The organism is Cupriavidus sp. 2TAF22 (genome assembly GCF_052115045.1).
Taxonomy (GTDB): Bacteria; Pseudomonadota; Gammaproteobacteria; order Burkholderiales; family Burkholderiaceae; genus Cupriavidus.
The window spans coordinates 505773-524699 of the sequence record NZ_JBFRFX010000001.1; the positions used below are offsets into that span (position 1 = coordinate 505773).

Here is an 18927-nt window from a genome sequence, read left to right on the forward strand (position 1 = left end):
GATCTAAAAAGAACTGAATTCACTCGTGGAAAATGTTTAATTGCCTTCCGTTTCCGTAGTGTTATTCTTAAAGGTTTGCCCGGGTCAGGTGGGGCTGGGGCGATAGGGATGTGCCGGCGTCACGCCGGCGTGGTTCTCCAAATTGCTTAACTCGCGTCATGAACACACTGAATTGCCTTTTGCGGTGCGGGTGGTAACTTTGCGGCAGGGGTAGAACTGGCCACGCACGCGCCTGCCGGGCGCGAGCGGCCTTTGCTAGCGGAGGCAGGCAGTGAACAGACGATTCTCGGAGGAGCAGATCCGCGGCTACCTTGCGGAAGCGGCGACCGGCGTGCCGGTGCGCGAACTGTGCGCGCGCTATGGCTTCAGTGATGCGTCCTTCTACGGCTGGCGTATCAAGTACGCGCACGGCGCGGGAGGGGAAGCGCGGGGCGAAAGCCGCAAGCTGCGTGAGTTGCAGGAGGAAAACACCCGTCTTAAGAGTATGCTTGCCGATGCGCTGCTCAAGCTCGAGCTGCTGCGCAACCCCAATAACCGTGGCGGCAACAGCAAGGAACGAAGCTAAGTCCGGATCTTCCCGCCATGCACGATTGACGGCGCTGAGTGCTGGCGACCCATGAGCCAGGATCGTCAGGGATGGCGCGTAGCGCCCCCACTGTGGAGATGAGAAATGAGACGGGCTTCGATAGTCATGGCTGGCCTGCTGGGACTCTGGCTGCCTGGCAGCCAGCTTGCCACCGCCGCCGCGCTGGAGGTTCCCGCGCCGATGGTCGCGCCACCGCCGCCGCTGATGCTCGACCCCGCCACCGACAATGCCGGCCCGGCCGCCGACGGTACCCTGACGCCGGCCCAGCGCACGCACTGCCAGGCCTTGCTCGACCGGATCAACGGATTGCCCTCGGGCACGCAATGGTCCGCCGGCAAGTCCACGGTGACTTCCGCCGATGGCAGCACCCACCAGATGATCGAACGCCAGGCCGACCGCAAGAAGCTCAACGAAGCGTACCGGCAGGAATGTGCCCAGGAAAAACGCTGAGCGCCTTGCCTGTGCCTCCCTTGCCGTGCCTCATTTGCTGTCGCAGCGCTCCGGCGGAATCGTGACTTCCCCTACCGGCTGGTTGCCCTTGCCCTGGTAGCGGTAGTTCAGCGTGACACCCATGCGGCCGAGCACCGGCACGTCCGGGTTACGGCAGATGCCCTTTACCAGCACCGGCCCCGCACTGGCCATGAAGGCCACGGTGCCCTCGCGCGAGGCGTCGACCCCTACCAGGCTCAGGCGGAATACCACCCGCTTGCCGGGCGAAACGCTGCAGCCCTCCAGGCGGGTCGCGTTGTCGAGCGTGAAAGGTCCGGCACGCGTCAGTTCCTGGCATGCCGCGACGAGTTCGGCGTCCGCGCCACCGCCTGTCAGCCGCGTGACCCCGCTCATGCCGGTGCCTTTGCCCTCGACTGTGCCGAGCAAGAGCCTGGCCAGCTTGGAGAGCGATGCCGGCGTGTTCGCTTGCGCAGCGACTGCCGGTGCGAGTCCGGTGATCATCAGGAAGGCAAGTGGCGCCGCGCGGATGCGCGCGGCAAAAGGGGAGTCCCGCATACAGATAGATACCGGAAACCAGGTCGGGCGCCGTCGCGCGCAGAGGACCAGCGCTGGCTGGCGTCTTCTGCGTGCACTGAGGCATGGGCTGACCATAACCGCGATTGCGCGGGCAAGCTGTCGGTCTTTGTCCTACGCCGCCGGCGCGCGCACGGCCCCGCCACGCTGGTGCGGCGGCAGTGAAGCCTTGGCCGGCGAGGCATTCCGCCCGGCACCCGGCCCGGCGCCTTCCCAGGTGGGCGGATCGTCACGCGCTCGGGGTCTTCGTCAAGCACAGCGAGCAGCTCGACATAGCTTCTTCGGACGTGGCCATGCGTTCTCCAATTCCCCGGAATTGACACCAATGCAGTATAACCACGGCCCTTCTGCCGCTAACTCGGGTGTATCTGTGTTCTTTTGCGCTCCGGATCAAATTTTTTCGATGCGGTAGCGCGGCGCCCCATGCGCGCGTTGCTGCACGCAGCGGGGCGCAATGTCTGCCTTGCATGACATGTGGCTGGAAAGCGACGGCGGGCGCGCCCTGGCGGCTGTGTTATGCTGCATCGCAACAATGCAGACAGCAGGAGTCTTCATGGCCAAGAGCCTTTCGGCGGACTGGCATGCGCAACTCCGGCACATCAGCCGGGCGCAGCCGCAGTCCGTGCGCCAACTCAAGACATGGTTCGACCGTATCGCAACTCTTAACCCGGCGTCCCCCCGCCTGCGGGCGCGCTCGCCCGCTCCCTTGCGCCTGCCGTCGCGGCAGCCTCTGCCCGGCGAATGGACCGCTCACCACCACGACCTGGCGCCATTGCCGGGCGAACTGGTGCCGCACCTGCCGTACTGGCTTTATGTGCCTTCGCGCGGGGCACGCCGCCCCATGCCGCTGGTCGTGATGCTGCATGGCTGCCGGCAGACGCCGGAAGACCTGGCCGCCGGAACCCGCATGAACGCGCTGGCCGAGCGCGAGGGCTTCATCGTGGCCTATCCGCAGCAGCCGCTGCGGCGCCAGATGCAGCGCTGCTGGCAATGGTTCGACCTGGGCGCCACGGAAGGCGGCCGCGAGGCGCAGGCGCTGTCGGTGCTGATCGATGCACTGGTGACGCGGCCCGACGTGCGCGCCGACCAGGTCTACCTGGCCGGCTTGTCCGCTGGCGCCAGCATGGCGGCGGTCGTGGCGTTGCGCTATCCCGGCAAGATCGCCGCCGTGGGCCTGCACTCCGGGGTGGTAGTCGGCGCCGGGCATACCCCGCACGACGGCCTGCGTGCCATGCTGCATGGCAGCAGCGTCGACCCGGCGATGCTGCTGGATGCCGCCGGCGCCATGCCGGGCGGACCCAGGATGCCCGCCATCATCCTGCACGGCATGGCCGACGATGCGGTGAATCCGGTCAACGCACGTCTGCTGGCGCGGCAATTCCTGGCCTACAACGGCATGACCGAACGCGTGGACGACCGCATGAACGGCGACGCGAAGCGGCACCCGGACCATGCCGGAGTGCCGCCCGCCGATGCGGCGGGTACCGGCGCCGCCGTTGCGCGCGTCGATCCGCCTTCCGCGGCCCTGCCTGCCGGCGACTACCTCGAGGCCAGCTTCGGCGTGTGGAACCGCGAGATGGTGGAAGTGTGCGAGATTGCCGGTCTCAGTCACGCGTGGAGCGGCGGTGACGGCGACTTTGCCTATCACTCGCCGGTCGGGCCCGACGCCAGCGCGCTGATGTGGAAATTCTTCAGGCAGCATCGCCGCTGAGGTGGCGGCCGCAAGGCAAATAAAAAGGGCCGCACAGCCAAGTGCGGCCCTTTTGCCTTTCCGGAGCGGGACAGCTGGTTCAGGCCAGCGAGCGATCCTTGACGAACAGCGCCGTCACCATGCCCAGTGCGCACAGCGCCACCACGTAGTAGGCGGGCGCGAGCGGGTCGTTCTTGAGCATCAGCGTGACGATCATCGGAGTCAGGCCGCCGAAGATCGCGTACGACAGGTTGTACGAAAACGACAGGCCCGAGAAGCGCACCTGCGCCGGGAAGGCCTTGACCAGCACGAACGGCACCGCGCCGATGGTGCCGACGAAGAAGCCGGCCACGGCATACAGCGGGATCAGCAGGTCGGGGCGCGTGTGCAGGACGCTATAGAAGATATAGGAGCTGACCGCCAGCAGCAGTCCGCCGACGAACAGCGTCACGCGGGCGCCGATCTTGTCTGCCATCAGCCCTGCCACCACGCAGCCCACGGTCAGGCACAGCGTGGCCACGCTGTTGGCCACCAGCGCGGTGCGCGCGTCGAAGCCGTAGATCTTCTGCAGGAAGGTCGGGGTCATCAGGATCACCACCACGATGCCGGCCGACAGCATCCACGTCAGCAGCATCGATACAGCAACCGCGCCACGGTGGTCGCGCACCACCGCCTTGAGCGGCATTTCCGCGGCAAGCGCCTTGCGCTTCTGCAGTTCGGCGAACACCGGCGTCTCGTGCAGCCAGCGGCGCAGGTACATCGAGCCGATGCCGAACACGCCGCCGAGCAGGAACGGCACGCGCCAGCCCCAGTCGGTGAGTTCAGCCGGCGTGAAGATGCTGTTGATGGCGGTGGCCACCAGCGAACCCAGCAGGATGCCGGCGGTCAGCCCGGCGGTCAGCGTGCCGCAGGCGTAGCCGGTGCGGCGCGCCGGTACGTGCTCGGAGACGAAGACCCAGGCGCCGGGCACTTCGCCGCCCACGGCCGCGCCCTGCATCACGCGCAGCAGCAGCAGCGCCACGGGCGCCAGCAGGCCGATCGCGTGGTAGGTCGGCAGCAGGCCCATCAGCAGCGTCGGCACCGACATCAGCAGGATGGAAAGCGTGAACATCTTCTTGCGGCCGAGCAGGTCGCCGAAGTGCGCCATGATGATGCCGCCCAGCGGGCGGGCCAGGTACCCCGCGGCGAAAATGCCGAAGGTCTGCAGCTGGCGCAGCCAGTCCGGCACCGAGGGCGGGAAGAACAGCTGCCCGATGACGGTGGCGAAGAAGACGAAGATGATGAAGTCGTAGAACTCGAGCGCGCCCCCGAGGGCGGCGAGGGCAAGCGTCTTGTAATCCTGTCCGGTCAGGGGGCGCGCCGGGATGCTGCGCGCGTCGTCTGCTCCGGCAGTACTGCTGATGGTCGACATGAGGAGACTCGCATGGAAAAAGTTCGCATGCGAAGCGCACAACACGGTTGACGTGGAGGGATCTGGCCGGAGGGTTACAGCGCGGGAGAAGCAGGCACGAAGTGGCGGATAAGCCGCTGGCTTGCGACAAGACGCTTCGCAAAGACGGAACAATACCAGATTGGCGCGGGCCCGGCCGGCACCAGCCCAGTTGAATGGATTATTTGCAGTCCTGAAATCGCCTTGAGATTAGTTTGAATGCCTTTGCTTTGCCCCGAACCGTTGCCATAATGTGGGTAAAAAGTGAAATCAGGGCCACAAAGTGGCCGATTCGCCGGATAGCCGCATAATAAAAGCGCATCTTCTTGCGTTGGCGGCAGGCGAATTCCGCGTGCGCAGCGTGCGCGGCTTTTCGGCAGCCCGGAAATAACGGGATTTCGGGTGAGGGTGTTTCGGGGTCGAATTCTTCAGGATCACATGGCAATCAAGTTCTCCATGCAGGCGGCAACCGCCACGCCGCGCCGCCGGGCTGGCGTGCGGGTAGCCGGCGGCATCGTGGCCGCGCTGGCGGTGTTCGGCCTGGCCGGGTATTTCGGCGGGCCACCGCTGATCAAGTCGTTCGTGGCCGGAAAGGCCAGCGAAGCGCTCGGCCGCAAGGTCACCTTCGGCGGCGCCCAGGTCCGGCCGTTCTCGCTGGCGGTCACCGTTTCCGACGTCACCATCTACGAGCCCGACGGCACCACGCCGATGCTCACGCTGGGCGAAGCGGAAATCGACGGCGCCATCGCCTCGCTGTGGCACATGGCGCCGGTAGTGGACGCCGTGCATATCGACAGGCCCGCGCTGCACCTCGCGCGCGATGCCAGCGGCCGCATGAATTACGCGGACATCCAGGAGCGCTTCGCCGCCAGGCCGGCCCCGCCCAAGTCCGAGCCGGCGCGCTTCTCCGTCAACAATATCGCCCTGACCGGTGGCAGCCTGGTGTTCGATGACAAGCTGCTCCAGCAGACGCAGCGCGTGGACGACCTCACCATCACGCTGCCGTTCCTGTCCAACCTGCCGCACGACGTAGAGATCGTCACGCGGCCCACGCTGAGCGCGCGCATCAACGGCTCCGCGCTGGCGCTCGACGGCACCATGCTGCCGTTCGCCGCCTCGCACGAGACGCACCTGAACCTGAATCTCGATGCCCTGGAGCTGCCGCGCTACATGGCATTCGCGCCCAGGCTCAAGGACGCCGAGATCAAGGGCGGCCTGCTGGATACGCGGCTGACGCTTGGCTTTATCCAGGACAAGGACAAGCAGGACATCTTCCTGGCGGGCACGGCGGCGCTGCGCGAGGCCGATATCCGCAAGCACGACGGCTCGCCGCTGCTGAAGGCGGGCCGCCTGGCCGTCGATATCACCCGCATCGAGCCGCTGGGCCACAAGGCGCACCTGCGCAGCGTGACGGTGGAAGGACTGGCTGCTAACGCCACGCGCCATGCCGATGGCACGCTCGACCTGGCCCAGGCCTTCCTGCCGCAGGCCACCGCCACGGCGCCAGCCAGGCCGGCAAGGCCTGCTCCCGCACCCGGCGCCGCGGCGCCGGCCTCCGCGCCGGCCGCGAAAGCCGCGCCCGCTTCGGCGCCCGCGGCGGCGGGCATCGCGCAGCCGCAGCCGGCCGAGGCACCGTGGACCTATGCGGTCGACCAGATCAGCATCAAGCAAGCCAGTCTCGCGCTGCGCGACGAGCTTGCCGCTTCCGGGCCAGGCACGCTGGCGCTCGGACCGCTGGACGCCGAAGTCGCGGGCCTGTCCGGCGACAGCGACAAGCCTGCCAAGGTACAGGCCAAGCTGGCGCTGGGCGAGGGGCAAAGCCTCAGCCACGAAGGTGAACTGACGCTGCGTTCCGGCACCATGGCCGGCACGCTGCAGGCCAGCGGCGTCAGGCCGCAAGGATTTGCCGCGTGGTGGCCGCCCGAGCTGCGCACCAAGCTCGGCGATACCGCCGTCAACGCCGAACTGCACTACAAGATGGCCTGGGGCGGCCCCGCCTTTGCGTTCTCGCTGGACAAGTCCCGCGTGGAGCTGGCGCCGCTTTACCTGAGCACGCGCGAACCGGTCACGGTACCTGCATTGGCCACCGGCGGCGCTGCGGCCGGCAATGCCGCGGCCAACAATGCCGCAGCCAGCAATGCCGCCAGCAATGCCGCCGACAATGCCCGCCGGCGCGATGCGCGCCGCGCCCGTGGACGCGACAGTGACAGCGACACTGCCAACCTGCCGGTCATGCGTGCCGAGCGCGTGGCGCTCGACGACATCGCGTTCGATCTCGCCGGCCATACCTTCCAGGCCGGCCAATTGGTGGTGGCCAAGCCGCAGGTGGCGCTCACGCGCGATTACCGCGGCCAGCTGCTCGAGAGCGCGCGCCTGTGGGCGGCGCAGTCCGAACAGAAGGCAAGCCAGCGCACGGCCGTCGCCACGGCCAAGACCGTCCAGCCGGAGAGCGCGCCGGCGGCCAGGTCACTGCCGTGGAAGGCGCAGCTCGGCAAGTTCTCGCTCGATGGGGGCGAGGTGCGCGTGACGGACTACGAGCCGGCCGTCGCCAACCGCGACCGACCTGTCATCCACCAGTACCGCAACGTGAGCCTGGCCACCGGCATGCTGCAGTGGCCCATGGCCGGCGGCGCGATTCCGCTCAAGCTCAAGGCCGAGACCGGCCGCCGCGGCGTGCTGGCCCTGGATGGCACCATGCTGCCCACGGTGCCGGCCGTGCAGCTGCAACTGGACCTGCGCGAGATCGACCTGGCACCGATGCAGCCCTACCTGGCCGACCGCTTCAACGCCGCGCTGCGCGGCGGCACCGCGACCGTGAAGGGCCGCCTGGGCGTGGATGCGCCAAGCGGCAAGCCGATTGCCGCGCGCTTCGCCGGCAATGCGCTGCTCGGCAATGTGCGCAGCGTGGACCGCGTGACCGGCGACGATTTCCTGCGCTGGCGCTCGCTGGCGGTCAACGGCATCGACTTCGCCATGGACGAGTCGAAGGGGCCGGTGAAGGTGGGCGTGGGCAGCGTGGCGCTGTCCGACTTTTACGCGCGCGTGATCCTCAACGCCAATGGCCGGCTGAACCTGCAGGATGTCCTGGCCGGCGGCGCCGCCAAAGGCGAAGCCGCGCCGAGCACCAGCCTGACGCAGGCCAGCCCGGCCTCTGCGCCTGCCGCCGCTCCCGCTCCGGCGCCCGCCGCCGCCAGGGCGGCTGCCAAGCCGCAGGTCCGCATCGGTGGCGTGACGGTGGAGAAGGGCAACATCAATTTCTCGGACTTCTTCGTCAAGCCCAACTACTCGGCCAACCTGACCGATATGAAGGGCTCGGTCTCCAAGGTCACATCGACCGATCCGGCCCCCGCCGACCTGACCCTGGCCGGGCGCATCGATGACGATGCCCCGGTCACGATCGACGGCAAGCTCAACCCGCTGGCCGACCAGCTCTACCTCGACATCGCCGCCAAGGCCGCCGGCGTGGAACTGACGCGCCTCACCCCGTACGCGACCAAGTACGCCGGCTATCCGATCACCAAGGGCAAGCTCACGGTGGATGTGGCGTACAAGATCGAGAACGGCAAGCTGGACGCGCGCAACCATCTCTACCTGGACCAGCTCACCTTCGGCGACAAGGTCGACAGCCCCACCGCGACCAAGCTGCCGGTGCTGCTGGCGGTTTCGCTGCTGAAGGACCGCAACGGCGTGATCGACATCAACCTGCCGGTGTCGGGCTCGCTGTCCGATCCGCAGTTCAGCATCGGCGGGGTGATCGCGCGGGTCATCGTCAACCTGCTGACCAAGGCCATCACCTCGCCGTTTTCGCTGATCGCCTCGGCCTTCGGTGGCGGCGGCGGCGACGAACTGGGCTACGTGGAATTCCCACCTGGCACCGCCACGCTGACGCCGGCGGCCAAGGAGAAGATCGCCACGCTCGGCAAGGCGCTGGCCGACCGCCCCGCGCTACGGCTGGAGATCAGCGGCCGCATCGATCCGGCCACCGACATGGCCGGCGCTCGCCGGGCCTGGCTCGACGCGCGCGTGGCCGAGCAGAAGGCACGCGACCTGCGCACCAGTGCCCGCGAGGGAGCGGTGGCCGAAGAGAATGAGGAGGGCGAGCAGGGTGCCAAGGTGACGGTGTCGGCGCAGGAATATCCGAAGTACCTGGAGGCGGTCTACAAGCGCGAATCGTTCAAGAAGCCGCGCAACATGATCGGCCTGTCCAAGTCGCTGCCGCCTCAGGAGATGGAAAAGCTGCTGCTCGACAATGCACCGGTGACCGATGTGGAACTGCGGCAACTCGCCGAGCAGCGTGCGCTGGCGGTCAAGCAGGCGCTGGAACGCGATGCCAAGGTACCGGACAGCCACCTGTTCCTGACCGCCCCCAAGCTCAGCGCCGAGGGCATCAAGGACAAAGGCGCGCCCAACCGGGTCGACTTCGCCATCCGCCAGTAGGGCCGGCAAGGCAGCAGCGCACCCGGCGCCACGGGCCGGCGGCGCAAGCCGCTGCCGGCCAAAAGCTTGTATGATCTGGCCCGGAATGGAAAACAGGAGTGCGTTTTGCTGCAGGAAGTCGTTGCCTACAAGACCTGGGTTTGCCTGATTTGCGGCTGGGTCTATGACGAAGAACAGGGATGGCCGGAAGACGGCATTGCCCCCGGCACGCGCTGGGAAGAGATTCCGGAAGACTGGCGCTGCCCCGAATGTGACGTGGGCAAGGGCGAGTTCGCGATGATCGAGATCTGAGCCGGAAGGCTCAGGCAAGGCCGTGGAGCGTAGCGCCTGACGCCTGGCATTGGTGTCCGGCGTGCGGCGCCCGGCCGCCGGCGGGCGGCTCAGTGACGCTGCCTCAGTGACGCTGCAATTCCTTGCAGATACCGCCGCGCCGCCTGCGTCCGGCACAGCGGCGATAGCGCATGCGATACGGATGGCTGCAGCGCCAGATCGCGGCGCCGACGGTGACCAGCAACAAAGTCACCATGATGGTGGCCAGCAGCCCAAGCGTCATCGCGGCCTCCTTTCCACAGTCAGCCCGCAGTTCCCTCGAACGCGCAATGCGTCGGGCAGTGCTCAGATGAGCAGTGGCAGCGCCTCGAGCAGGGCCACCGCCAGCAGGGCTCCGAAGATCGCGCCGGCCGCGCGGCAACTGATGCGCAAAGCCCGGGCCGTGAACGGAATCCCGCCGAAGGCGATCATGCCAACCAGCGCCATCGGGATCAGAAATACAAGATCATGTGACGTGAAGTGCAGCACGGCTGTCTCCTGTCTCTCTCCTTGTTGTTCCAGTATAGAAAGTGTCGGCGGTACGCCAAGCCCGATCGCGTCGGGGTTGTCACCTAAGCGGCACGCGGCACCCGCGCGCACGGTTGGCGCGGCAATTCATTGTGCGCTCCGCAATTCTTCCTTTTCGCGCCGCAGAAGGGCGCCAGGGCAATGGAAGGCGCGGCCTTGCTGCGCTGCCTCATAACTTGTCCTTGTCGTCCGCGTAAAAAACACCTAAAAATTGGTCAGGCCACTTTACCTTCAGGCCTGAACGGATTCCCGGGAGTTGCGCGCCGACATGCCCCTGCAGCAGATCGAACCCCGCCGCCTGTACCGCCAGATCGCCGACCAGCTGCGCCGGCTGATCGAGAACGGCGAATTCCCGGTCGGCTCGCGCCTGCCGCCCGAGCGTGACCTTGCCGCCCAGCTCGGCGTGTCGCGCCCGTCGGTGCGCGAAGCGCTGATCGCGCTCGAGGTGGAGGGGCTGGTCGAAGTGCGCATGGGCTCGGGTATCTATGCCTGCCCACCCGAGCGCGCGCGCGCCGCCAGCGTGGTGGCCGAGCCGCCGCTGGACGTGATCCGCGCGCGCCAGACCATCGAGGGCGAGATGGCGGCCAACGCCGCGCGCCACGCCACGCCGGCGCTGCTGGCCGCGCTCGAAGAGGCCATCGCCATCATGGAAGACGAAGCCGGCAGCGGACACATCCCGGCCAAGGGTGACCGCCTGTTCCACCTGCGCATCGCCGAAGTCTCCGGCAATGCCGTGCTGCAGCGCATGGTGGCCGAGCTGTTCGACGAGCGCCATAACCCGCTCTTCGCCCGCTTCGGCAGTCATTTCGAGAACGAAGCGAGCTGGCGCGCGGCCATCGCCGAACACCGCGCGGTGGTTGCCGCGATCGCCGCGGCATCGCCCGACGCCGCGCGCGACGCCATGTGCGAGCACCTCGAAGCCTCGCACGGGCGCTTCTATGCGGCATGGCCCGGCGCCGCGCCCGTCGCCGGCGATGCCGCGCCGGCGCCCTCCCCCAATTCGCGGCGCAAGCCGCGCAAGCCTGCCAAGGAGTCGTGATGTCGCTGGTCTGCCATATCCACGGAAGCGAAGACCTGCGCTTCTCCCATGTCGATCCCGCCGCCCCCGGCCCACACGAAGTGGAAGTGCGCCTTGGCGCAGCCGGCATCTGTGGCTCCGACCTGCACTACTATTTCCACGGCAAGGTCGGGGCCTTCGTGATCCGCGAGCCGCTGACGCCGGGCCATGAGGCCGCCGGCACCGTCGCCCGCGTCGGCAGCGCCGTCACGCGCGTGGCGCCCGGCGACAAGGTGGCGATCAATCCCTCGCACGCCTGCGGCCAGTGCGACTACTGCCGCCTCGGGAGCGACAACCTCTGCCGCGGCATGCGCTTTCTCGGCAGCGCCAGCGTCTACCCGCACGTGCAGGGCATGTTCCGCGAGCACTTCCTGATGCACGAGCGGCAACTCACGCCGGTGGATGCCGATATCTCGCTGGGCGAACTGGCCTTCGCCGAACCGCTCTCCGTCGCGCTGCACGGTGTCAACCGTGCCGGCGAACTGCTCGGCAAGACCGTGCTCGTGACCGGCGGCGGCACCATCGGCAGCCTGGTGGTGATGGCCGCGCGCCTGGCCGGCGCGGCGCGCATCATCGCCTGCGATATCGCCGACCGCCCGCTCGAGGTGGCGCGCAGCGTGGGCGCGGACGAGGGCATCCGCACCGACCAGGCCGACCCGCAAGCGCTGCGCGAACTCGCCGACGTCTGCCTCGAAGCCGCCGGCAGCGCCGCCGCGCTAGGCACCTGCCTCGCCGCCGCGCGGCGCGGCGCGCGCATCGTGCAGATCGGCACCCTGAGCGCCGAGGGCCTGCACTTTCCCGCCAACGACATCATGGCGCGCGAGCTGGACTATGTCGGCGCGTTCCGCTTCGGGCGCGAGTTCGACTGGGCGGTGCGCTATCTCACGCAGCGCCGGGTCGACGTGCGGCCGCTGCTGTCGGCGCAGCTGCCGCTGGCGCAGGCCGTCGAAGCATTCAGGCTGGCCGCCGACAAGACCCGCAGCACCAAGGTGCAACTCACCACCGCATCGATGCAGCAAACCTGAGCAGACCCGAGCAGACCTGAGCAGACCCGAGTGCCGCAGCGCATCCGCAAGAGAGCGCGCGGCCATACCCAACGAAAAGGAGACCGAGCATGAAGCCATTTTCCCTGCGCCTGCCTTCCACCCTGCTGCCCGCGGCCATGCTGCTGGCGGCCTGCGCGGCCACGCTCGCATGCGGCAGCGCGCTGGCCCAGACCAAGCTCAAGTGGGCGCACGTCTATGAAACCTCCGAGCCCTTCCACAAGTGGTCGGTGTGGGCCGCCGAGGAAATCAGGAAACGCAGCAACGGCCGGTACCAGATCGATGTCTTCCCCGCCTCGCAGCTCGGCAAGGAGAACGACATCAACCAGGGCCTGGCGATGGGCACGGTGGACATCATCATCTCGGGCTCCAGCTTCGCCGCCAAGTCGTTCCCGCGCATCGGCGTGACCTACTACCCCTACACCTTCCGCGACGCCAGCCACCTGCTGGCCTATACCAGGAGCGACATCTACAAGGAACTCACGCGCGGCTACGAGGAGAAGTCCGGTAACCATATCGTCGCCACCACCTACTACGGCACGCGCGAGTCCACCTCCAACAAGCCCTTCTCGCACTGCACCGAGATGAAGGGCCTGAAGATGCGCGTGCCCGATGTGCCGGCCTACCTGGCCATGCCGCGCGCGTGCGGCGTCAATACCTCGCCGATCGCCTTCGCCGAGGTCTACCTTGCCCTGCAGAACGGCACGGTCGAGGCGCAGGAGAACCCGCTCACCACGATCGAAGCGAAGAAGTTCTACGAGGTACAGAAGTACATCGTGATGACGGGCCACATCGTGGACCACCTCAACACCGTGATCTCCGGCGGCCTGTGGAAGAAGCTCCCCGAGGCCGACCGCAAGATGTTCACCGACGTCGCGCAGGAAGCCGCCACGCGCGCCACCGCCGACGTGGTCGCGCGCGAGAAGGAGCTGGTGTCGGTGTTCAAGCAGAAGGGCCTGAGCGTGACGGAGATCAGCGTGCCGGAGTACCGCGAGGCGGTGCTCAAGAACGTGAGCTTCGAATCGCAGGGCTATCGCAAGGCCGACTGGGAAAAGATCCAGGCGGTGCATTGAGGCTGGCATGCGCCGGAGCGCCGCGGCAAGGAACGCGGCGGGAAACGCGGCAGGAAACGCGGAAGAGGGCGCCCGGGCTGCCGCGTGTCGTCGCCCCTCTCCCGCACAGTGGGAGCGGGGCGACGACACATCGCCCGCGAGTCATCCGGGCAGAAGTCGATTGATCGCACACCAGACGCAGGCCAGCACCAATCATTCGCGGAGCACACCGATGGAAATGCAATCCAGGATCACGGCCGATGCGCCGGCGCAGCCCGCGCCGCCGGACGGCACGCCGCACATGGCTTCGGTCGAGGAGCTTGTGCACAGCTTCGAGGAGGCCGACGGGCAGCCGGTGGACCTGAGCGGCTACGCCGCCGAGGACTGGTTCACGCTCGGCCTGTTCTGGCTGATGACGGTCCTGGTCTTCCTGCAGTTCTTCACGCGCTACGTGATGAACGATTCGCTGGCCTGGACCGAAGAACTGGCCACCTACTGCCTGATCGGCGTGGTATTCGCCGGCGCCGCGATGTGCGTGCGCAAGAGCCGGCATATCCAGGTGGACCTGCTGTACCGCTACCTGCCGCAGCGCCTGGCGCGCGTGCTGTCGACCCTGGTCGATCTCGTGCGCACCGCTTTTCTCGCCTACGCCGGCTGGCTGGTCTGGCGCTACATCCTGGTGGTGGGCGACGAGCCGATGACCACCATCGAGTGGAGCAAGAGCTGGGTCTATTACCTCGTCCTGGCCGGCTTCATGCTGATGTTCCTGCGCTCCTGCCAGGTGTGCTGGCAGAACTGGACGCAGGGCTATTCCATCCTGGAGCGCCCCGAGGCGTTCGAGACCATCGACGACTAACCGGGAGCGCGCCTCCATGTGGATCCTGATAGTTTCCTTCCTGCTGCTGATGCTGCTGGGCCTGCCGGTCGCGATCTCGATGGCGGTGGCGTCGCTGCTCTACATCTGGGCTTCCGGCACCGCGCCGGACGTCATACTGGCGCAGCGCATGATCGCCGGCGTGGAGAGCTTCCCGCTGCTGGCCGTACCCTTCTTCATCCTGGCCGGCAACCTGATGAACGTGGCCGGCATCACCGGGCGCATCTACAACTTCGCCGTGGCGCTGGTGGGGTGGATGCGCGGCGGCCTGGGCCATGTCAACATCATCGGTTCGGTGATCTTCTCCGGCATGTCGGGCACCGCCATCGCCGATGCGGCCGGCCTCGGCACCATCGAGATCAAGGCCATGAAGGACCACGGCTACGAGACCGAGTTCGCGGTCGGCGTGACGGCCGCGTCGGCCACGCTCGGGCCCATCATCCCGCCGTCGCTGCCGTTCGTGATCTACGGCATGATGGCCAATGTCTCGATCGGCTCGCTGTTCCTGGCCGGCATCGTGCCCGGGCTGGTGCTGACGCTGTTCATGATGGGCACGGTGGCTTGGTTCGCCCACCGCCGCGGCTGGGGCAGCGACACGCCGTTCTCGTGGAAGCTGCTGGCCAATGCCAGCATCGAAGTGGCGGTGGTGCTGGCGTTCCCGCTGGCGATCTGGCTGATGACGCGCTTCGGCGTCTCCACCAACGTGGCGGCGATGAGCGCGCTGGTTGTGCTGCTGGCGCTCGACTGGTACTTCGATTTCTCCGCCGTGATGGCGCTGATGGCGCCGGTGATCCTGATCGGCGGCATGACGCTGGGCTGGTTCACGCCGACCGAGGCCGCGGTGGCGGCGGTGATCTGGGCGCTCTTCCTCGGGCTCGTGCGCTACCGTTCCATGACGCTGCGCTCGCTCGCCAAGGCCACGCTCGATACCATCGAGACCACCGCCTCGGTGCTGTTCATCGTCACCGCGGCGTCGATCTTCGCCTGGCTGCTGACGACCAGCCAGGCGGCGCAGATGCTGACCGACGCCATCCTCGGCTTCACCCACAACAAATGGGTGTTCCTGCTGCTCGCCAACGTGCTGATCCTGCTGGTGGGCTGCTTTATCGACACCACCGCCGCCATCACCATCCTGGTGCCGATCCTGCTGCCCATCGTGCTCAAGCTCGGCATCGACCCGATCCACTTCGGGCTGGTGATGACGCTCAACCTGATGATCGGCCTGCTGCACCCGCCGCTGGGCATGGTGCTGTTCGTGCTCGCGCGCGTGGCCAAGCTCTCGGTGGAGCGCACCACGGTGGCCATCCTGCCGTGGCTGGTGCCACTGTTCCTGACGCTGATCGCCATCACCTACGTGCCTGAGATCACCCTGTGGCTGCCCAACCTGGTGGGCAGCAAATGAGCGCCGCCACGATCGTCCAGGTAGAGCTGCTGCAGGTGGACCTGCCGCCGCGCGTGCCGCGCTCCGACGCCATCCAGTCCTTCGTCACGCAGGAAACGCCGATGGTGCGCATCCGCTGCGACGACGGCTCCGAAGGCACCGGCTACGCCTACACCATCGGCACCGGCGGCTCGTCGGTCATGGCGCTGCTGCGCGATCACCTGGCGCCGCGCCTGATCGGCCGCGATCCCGCCCATATCGAGGCGATCTGGCGCGATCTCCTGTTCGCCACCCACGCGACCTCGGTGGGCGCCATCACCAGCCTGGCGCTGGCGGCCATCGACACCGCGCTGTGGGACTGGCGCTGCCGCCGCGATGCGCAGCCGCTCTGGCTCGCCGCCGGGGGCGCGCAGCAGCGCGTGCCGGTCTACACCACCGAAGGCGGCTGGCTGCACCTTGACGCCGGCACGCTGGTCAGCGAAGCCGTGGCCGCCCGCGAGGCGGGCTTTCGCGGTGCCAAGCTGAAGGTAGGCCACGCGCGCGCCAGCGACGACGTGGCGCGGCTGGCCGCCGTGCGCGAAGCGGTGGGCGACAGCTTCGAGCTGATGGTGGATGCCAACCAGTGCTTCACCGCGGCGGAAGCCATCCGGCGCGCGCCGCATTTCGAGGCCATCGGCATCGCCTGGTTCGAGGAGCCGCTGCCGGCCGAGGATGTCGGCGGCCATGCGCGCCTGGCCGCCGCCACCACGGTGCCGGTGGCGGTGGGAGAGTCGCTGTACTCGCCCGGCCAGTTTGCCGAGTACGTCCGCCAGGGCGCCTGCGGCATCGTGCAGGCCGATGTGGCGCGCATCGGCGGCATCACGCCGTGGCTCAAGGTGGCGCACCTGGCCGAAGCCCACAACATGGCGATCTGCCCGCATTTCCTCATGGAGCTGCACGTGTCGCTGTGCGCCGCGGTGCCGAACGCGGCCTGGGTGGAGTACATCCCGCAACTGGACGACATCGCCGCCAGCCGCGTGCGCATCGAAGCGGGCCATGCCATGGCGCCAGACACGCCGGGGCTGGGCATCGAGTGGGACTGGGGCGAGATCGCGCGCCGCACGGTGGCGCGGGCGCTGGTTTCCTGATTGTCTTTGCCGGCCGCCGGCCGGAAACCTGGATGGAGAACGACAGATGAGCCAACGACTCGCGGGCAAGCTTGCCCTGGTGACTGCAGCGGGGCAGGGCATCGGCCGCGCCACCGCCGAAGCCTTCCTGCGCGAAGGCGCGCGCGTGATTGCCGCTGACATCGACGAGGCCGCGGTCGAAGCCTTGTCGGTGCTGCCGGGATGCACCGCGCTGCGACTGGACGTGACCGACGCCGCTGCCGTGCGGGCCGTGGCCAGCCAGGCCGGCGCGCTCGACATCCTGTTCAACGGCGCGGGCTTCGTGCACCACGGCACCATCCTCGAGTGCGACGAGGCCGCCTTCGATTTCTCGGTGAACCTGAACGTGCGCGCCATGTACAGCATGATGCGCGCCTTCCTGCCGGCCATGGTGGCGCGGCGGCACGGCTCCATCATCAACATGGCGTCGGTGGCCGGCAGCATCAAGGGCGCGCCCAGCCGCTTTGTCTACGGCGCCACCAAGGCGGCGGTGATCGGCATGACCAAGGCGGTGGCGGCGGACTACGTCGGGCACGGCATCCGCTGCAACGCGATCTGCCCCGGCACCGTGGAATCGCCCTCGCTGCGCCAGCGCATCGCGGACCAGGCCGCCGCCGGCGGCAAGAGCCTGGCCGAGGTGGAAGCCGCCTTCGTGGCGCGCCAGCCAATGGGGCGCATCGGCAGCGCGGCCGAGATCGCCGCGCTGGCGGTGTACCTCGGCTCGGACGAGTCCGCCTTCACCACCGGCACGGCGCAGGTGATCGATGGCGGCTGGTCGAACTGAGACGGGGCCCACATGCCTTCTGCAAGCCAATCCAGTCTTCCCGCCGCACCCACGGTCATCCGCATCCATCCCGCCGACGATATCGTGATCGCCTGCCGGCAGCTGGTGCCCGGCACCGTCATCGCCTCCGAAGGCGTGACCGTGGCGGCGCTGGTGCCGCCCGGCCACAAGCTTGCCGTGCGCGCCATCGGCACCGGCGAGCCGGTGCGCCGCTATAACCAGATCATCGGCTTTGCGCGCCAGCCCATCGCGCCGGGGCAGCATGTGCATACTCACAACCTGGCGATGGGCGAGTTCGCGCGTGATCATGCCGCGGGCGCCGACGCGCATGCGACCGCCTACGTCGACACGCCGGCCAGTTTCGACGGCATCGTGCGCGCCGATGGCAGCGTGGCCACGCGCAACTACATCGGCATCCTGACCTCGGTGAACTGCTCGGCCACGGTAGCGCGCGCGATTGCCGATCATTTCCGCCGCGACATCCGTCCCGGGGCGCTGGCGCCGTTTCCCAACGTAGACGGCGTGGTGGCGCTGACACATGGCGCAGGATGCGCCACGGACAGCGAGGGCGAGAACCTGCGCGTGCTGCGCCGCACGCTGGCAGGCTATGCGCGCCATCCCAACTTCGCCGCGGTGCTGGTGGTGGGGCTGGGCTGCGAGACCAACCAGATCGACGGCCTGCTGGCCGAAGAAAGCCTGGCCGGCGCCGGCGCGCGCCTGCATGCCTTCAATATCCAGGACAGCGGCGGCACCGTCGGCGCGGTGGCGCGCGGCGTGTCCATCGTGCAGGAGCTGCTCGCGGATGTCGACCGCGTGCACAGGCAAGCCGTCTGCGCCAGCCACCTCACCGTGGGCCTGCAATGCGGAGGCTCGGACGGCTACTCCGGCCTGACCGCCAACCCCGCGCTGGGCGCGGCGGTGGACCTGCTGGTGCGCCACGGCGGCGCGGCGATCCTGTCGGAGACGCCCGAGATCTATGGCGCCGAGCACCTGCTGACGCGCCGCGCCGTGTCGCCGGCGGTGGCCGGGCGCCTGCTCGCGCGCATCCGCTGGTGGGAGGACTACTGCGCGCGCAACCAGGGCAGCATGGACAACAACCCGTCGGCCGGCAACAAGGCCGGCGGGCTCACCACCATCCTGGAAAAGTCGCTCGGCGCGGTGGCCAAGAGCGGTACCACCAACCTGGTGGAGGTCTACGAGTTCGCGCAGGCGGTCACGGCGCGGGGCCTGGTGTTCATGGATACGCCGGGCTACGACCCGGTCTCGGCCACCGGGCAGGTGGCCGGTGGCGCCAACCTGATCTGCTTCACCACCGGGCGCGGCTCGGCGTACGGCTGCGCGCCGTCGCCTTCGCTCAAGCTGGCCACCAACAGCGCACTGTGGCAGCGGCAGGCCGCCGATATCGATATCAACTGCGGCGATATCGTCGACGGCGGCGCCACCATCGCCGGCAAGGGCGAGGAGATCTTCCGGCTGATGCTGGCCACGGCGTCGGGGCGCAAGACCAAGAGCGAGCTGCACGGCTACGGGCAGAACGAGTTCGTGCCATGGTCGCTCGGCGCGGTCATGTAGGGCAGCAAGCCCAGGGC

General features: G+C 68.0%; 17 protein-coding genes. 13 read left to right on the plus strand and 4 right to left on the minus strand.

The features are described 5' to 3' along the window. Positions 1–271: 271 nt before the first annotated feature. Together AB4Z48_RS02270 and AB4Z48_RS02275 are read left to right on the plus strand one after the other, a co-directional pair. Positions 272–565 carry a transposase gene (locus tag AB4Z48_RS02270; protein ID WP_441612208.1) on the plus strand — a complete coding sequence of 98 codons (294 nt, stop codon included), beginning with the start codon at positions 272–274 and terminating at the stop codon, positions 563–565. Between the two features lie 105 nt (positions 566–670). Continuing rightward, entirely contained in the window at positions 671–1036 is a 366-nt protein-coding gene (locus AB4Z48_RS02275) for a hypothetical protein (RefSeq protein ID WP_441612209.1), read from the plus strand. Between the two features lie 30 nt (positions 1037–1066). Here AB4Z48_RS02275 and AB4Z48_RS02280 read toward each other — a convergent pair whose 3' ends face one another. Continuing rightward, positions 1067–1591, minus strand: coding sequence for a hypothetical protein (locus tag AB4Z48_RS02280; RefSeq protein WP_441612210.1), 525 nt, complete (start codon positions 1589–1591; stop codon positions 1067–1069). 571 nt (positions 1592–2162) lie between these two features. Here AB4Z48_RS02280 and AB4Z48_RS02285 point away from each other — a divergent pair. Continuing rightward, complete coding sequence (locus tag AB4Z48_RS02285) at positions 2163–3320, plus strand: extracellular catalytic domain type 1 short-chain-length polyhydroxyalkanoate depolymerase (protein ID WP_441612211.1); 1158 nt, start codon at positions 2163–2165, stop codon at positions 3318–3320. A gap of 79 nt (positions 3321–3399) precedes the next feature. Here AB4Z48_RS02285 and AB4Z48_RS02290 read toward each other — a convergent pair whose 3' ends face one another. Next, positions 3400–4710 (minus strand): MFS transporter, encoded by a 1311-nt coding sequence (locus AB4Z48_RS02290; protein ID WP_441612212.1) that lies wholly within the window; start codon positions 4708–4710, stop codon positions 3400–3402. A 456-nt stretch (positions 4711–5166) separates the two neighbouring features. Between AB4Z48_RS02290 and AB4Z48_RS02295 the strand changes: the two genes are divergently transcribed. Both AB4Z48_RS02295 and AB4Z48_RS02300 read left to right on the plus strand, forming a co-directional pair. Further along, positions 5167–9165 (plus strand): DUF748 domain-containing protein, encoded by a 3999-nt coding sequence (locus AB4Z48_RS02295; RefSeq protein WP_441612213.1) that lies wholly within the window; start codon positions 5167–5169, stop codon positions 9163–9165. Between the two features lie 105 nt (positions 9166–9270). Beyond that, positions 9271–9456: a rubredoxin gene (locus AB4Z48_RS02300; RefSeq protein WP_441612214.1), complete on the plus strand. Its 186-nt coding sequence runs from the start codon at positions 9271–9273 to the stop codon at positions 9454–9456. A 103-nt stretch (positions 9457–9559) separates the two neighbouring features. On the opposite strand, the gene AB4Z48_RS02305 is transcribed toward AB4Z48_RS02300, so the two are convergent. Beyond that, positions 9560–9718: a hypothetical protein gene (locus tag AB4Z48_RS02305; protein WP_441612215.1), complete on the minus strand. Its 159-nt coding sequence runs from the start codon at positions 9716–9718 to the stop codon at positions 9560–9562. 62 nt (positions 9719–9780) lie between these two features. Continuing rightward, a complete protein-coding gene (locus AB4Z48_RS02310; protein WP_006163669.1) occupies positions 9781–9963 on the minus strand; it encodes a hypothetical protein in 183 nt (60 codons plus the stop codon). Positions 9964–10270: 307 nt separating this feature from the next. On the opposite strand from AB4Z48_RS02310, the gene AB4Z48_RS02315 reads away from it, so the two are divergent. From AB4Z48_RS02315 to AB4Z48_RS02350, 8 genes are all read left to right on the plus strand, one after another. Next, positions 10271–11041 (plus strand): FadR/GntR family transcriptional regulator, encoded by a 771-nt coding sequence (locus tag AB4Z48_RS02315; RefSeq protein ID WP_441612216.1) that lies wholly within the window; start codon positions 10271–10273, stop codon positions 11039–11041. Continuing rightward, a complete protein-coding gene (locus tag AB4Z48_RS02320) occupies positions 11041–12084 on the plus strand; it encodes an L-idonate 5-dehydrogenase (RefSeq protein WP_441612217.1) in 1044 nt (347 codons plus the stop codon). Before AB4Z48_RS02315 ends, AB4Z48_RS02320 begins: the two co-directional genes overlap by 1 nt. Before the next feature lie 89 nt (positions 12085–12173). Next, the gene (locus tag AB4Z48_RS02325) at positions 12174–13175 is read left to right on the plus strand and encodes a sialic acid TRAP transporter substrate-binding protein SiaP (protein ID WP_441612218.1); all 1002 of its coding nucleotides are present in this window, start codon (positions 12174–12176) and stop codon (positions 13173–13175) included. A 211-nt stretch (positions 13176–13386) separates the two neighbouring features. Further along, positions 13387–14010, plus strand: a complete 624-nt coding sequence (locus AB4Z48_RS02330; RefSeq protein ID WP_441612220.1) for a TRAP transporter small permease — start codon at positions 13387–13389, stop codon at positions 14008–14010. Between the two features lie 16 nt (positions 14011–14026). After that, positions 14027–15430, plus strand: a complete 1404-nt coding sequence (locus AB4Z48_RS02335) for a TRAP transporter large permease (protein WP_441612221.1) — start codon at positions 14027–14029, stop codon at positions 15428–15430. After that, complete coding sequence (locus AB4Z48_RS02340; protein WP_441612222.1) at positions 15427–16536, plus strand: mandelate racemase/muconate lactonizing enzyme family protein; 1110 nt, start codon at positions 15427–15429, stop codon at positions 16534–16536. The genes AB4Z48_RS02335 and AB4Z48_RS02340 overlap by 4 nt, the downstream gene beginning before the upstream one ends. A gap of 46 nt (positions 16537–16582) precedes the next feature. Then, positions 16583–17338: an SDR family oxidoreductase gene (locus AB4Z48_RS02345; protein ID WP_441612223.1), complete on the plus strand. Its 756-nt coding sequence runs from the start codon at positions 16583–16585 to the stop codon at positions 17336–17338. Between the two features lie 12 nt (positions 17339–17350). After that, positions 17351–18910 carry a UxaA family hydrolase gene (locus AB4Z48_RS02350; RefSeq protein ID WP_441612224.1) on the plus strand — a complete coding sequence of 520 codons (1560 nt, stop codon included), beginning with the start codon at positions 17351–17353 and terminating at the stop codon, positions 18908–18910. Positions 18911–18927 lie beyond the last annotated feature (17 nt).

Coding starts and splice junctions, on each gene's coding strand:
- AB4Z48_RS02325 (WP_441612218.1), top strand. CDS start 12,174: ATGAAGCCATTTTCCCTGCGCCTGCCTTCCACCCTGCTGCCCGCGGCC.
- AB4Z48_RS02330 (WP_441612220.1), top strand. CDS start 13,387: ATGGAAATGCAATCCAGGATCACGGCCGATGCGCCGGCGCAGCCCGCG.
- AB4Z48_RS02340 (WP_441612222.1), top strand. CDS start 15,427: ATGAGCGCCGCCACGATCGTCCAGGTAGAGCTGCTGCAGGTGGACCTG.
- AB4Z48_RS02275 (WP_441612209.1), top strand. CDS start 671: ATGAGACGGGCTTCGATAGTCATGGCTGGCCTGCTGGGACTCTGGCTG.
- AB4Z48_RS02350 (WP_441612224.1), top strand. CDS start 17,351: ATGCCTTCTGCAAGCCAATCCAGTCTTCCCGCCGCACCCACGGTCATC.
- AB4Z48_RS02315 (WP_441612216.1), top strand. CDS start 10,271: ATGCCCCTGCAGCAGATCGAACCCCGCCGCCTGTACCGCCAGATCGCC.
- AB4Z48_RS02290 (WP_441612212.1), bottom strand. CDS start 4,710: ATGTCGACCATCAGCAGTACTGCCGGAGCAGACGACGCGCGCAGCATC.
- AB4Z48_RS02285 (WP_441612211.1), top strand. CDS start 2,163: ATGGCCAAGAGCCTTTCGGCGGACTGGCATGCGCAACTCCGGCACATC.
- AB4Z48_RS02295 (WP_441612213.1), top strand. CDS start 5,167: ATGGCAATCAAGTTCTCCATGCAGGCGGCAACCGCCACGCCGCGCCGC.
- AB4Z48_RS02280 (WP_441612210.1), bottom strand. CDS start 1,591: ATGCGGGACTCCCCTTTTGCCGCGCGCATCCGCGCGGCGCCACTTGCC.
- AB4Z48_RS02305 (WP_441612215.1), bottom strand. CDS start 9,718: ATGACGCTTGGGCTGCTGGCCACCATCATGGTGACTTTGTTGCTGGTC.
- AB4Z48_RS02345 (WP_441612223.1), top strand. CDS start 16,583: ATGAGCCAACGACTCGCGGGCAAGCTTGCCCTGGTGACTGCAGCGGGG.
- AB4Z48_RS02320 (WP_441612217.1), top strand. CDS start 11,041: ATGTCGCTGGTCTGCCATATCCACGGAAGCGAAGACCTGCGCTTCTCC.
- AB4Z48_RS02335 (WP_441612221.1), top strand. CDS start 14,027: ATGTGGATCCTGATAGTTTCCTTCCTGCTGCTGATGCTGCTGGGCCTG.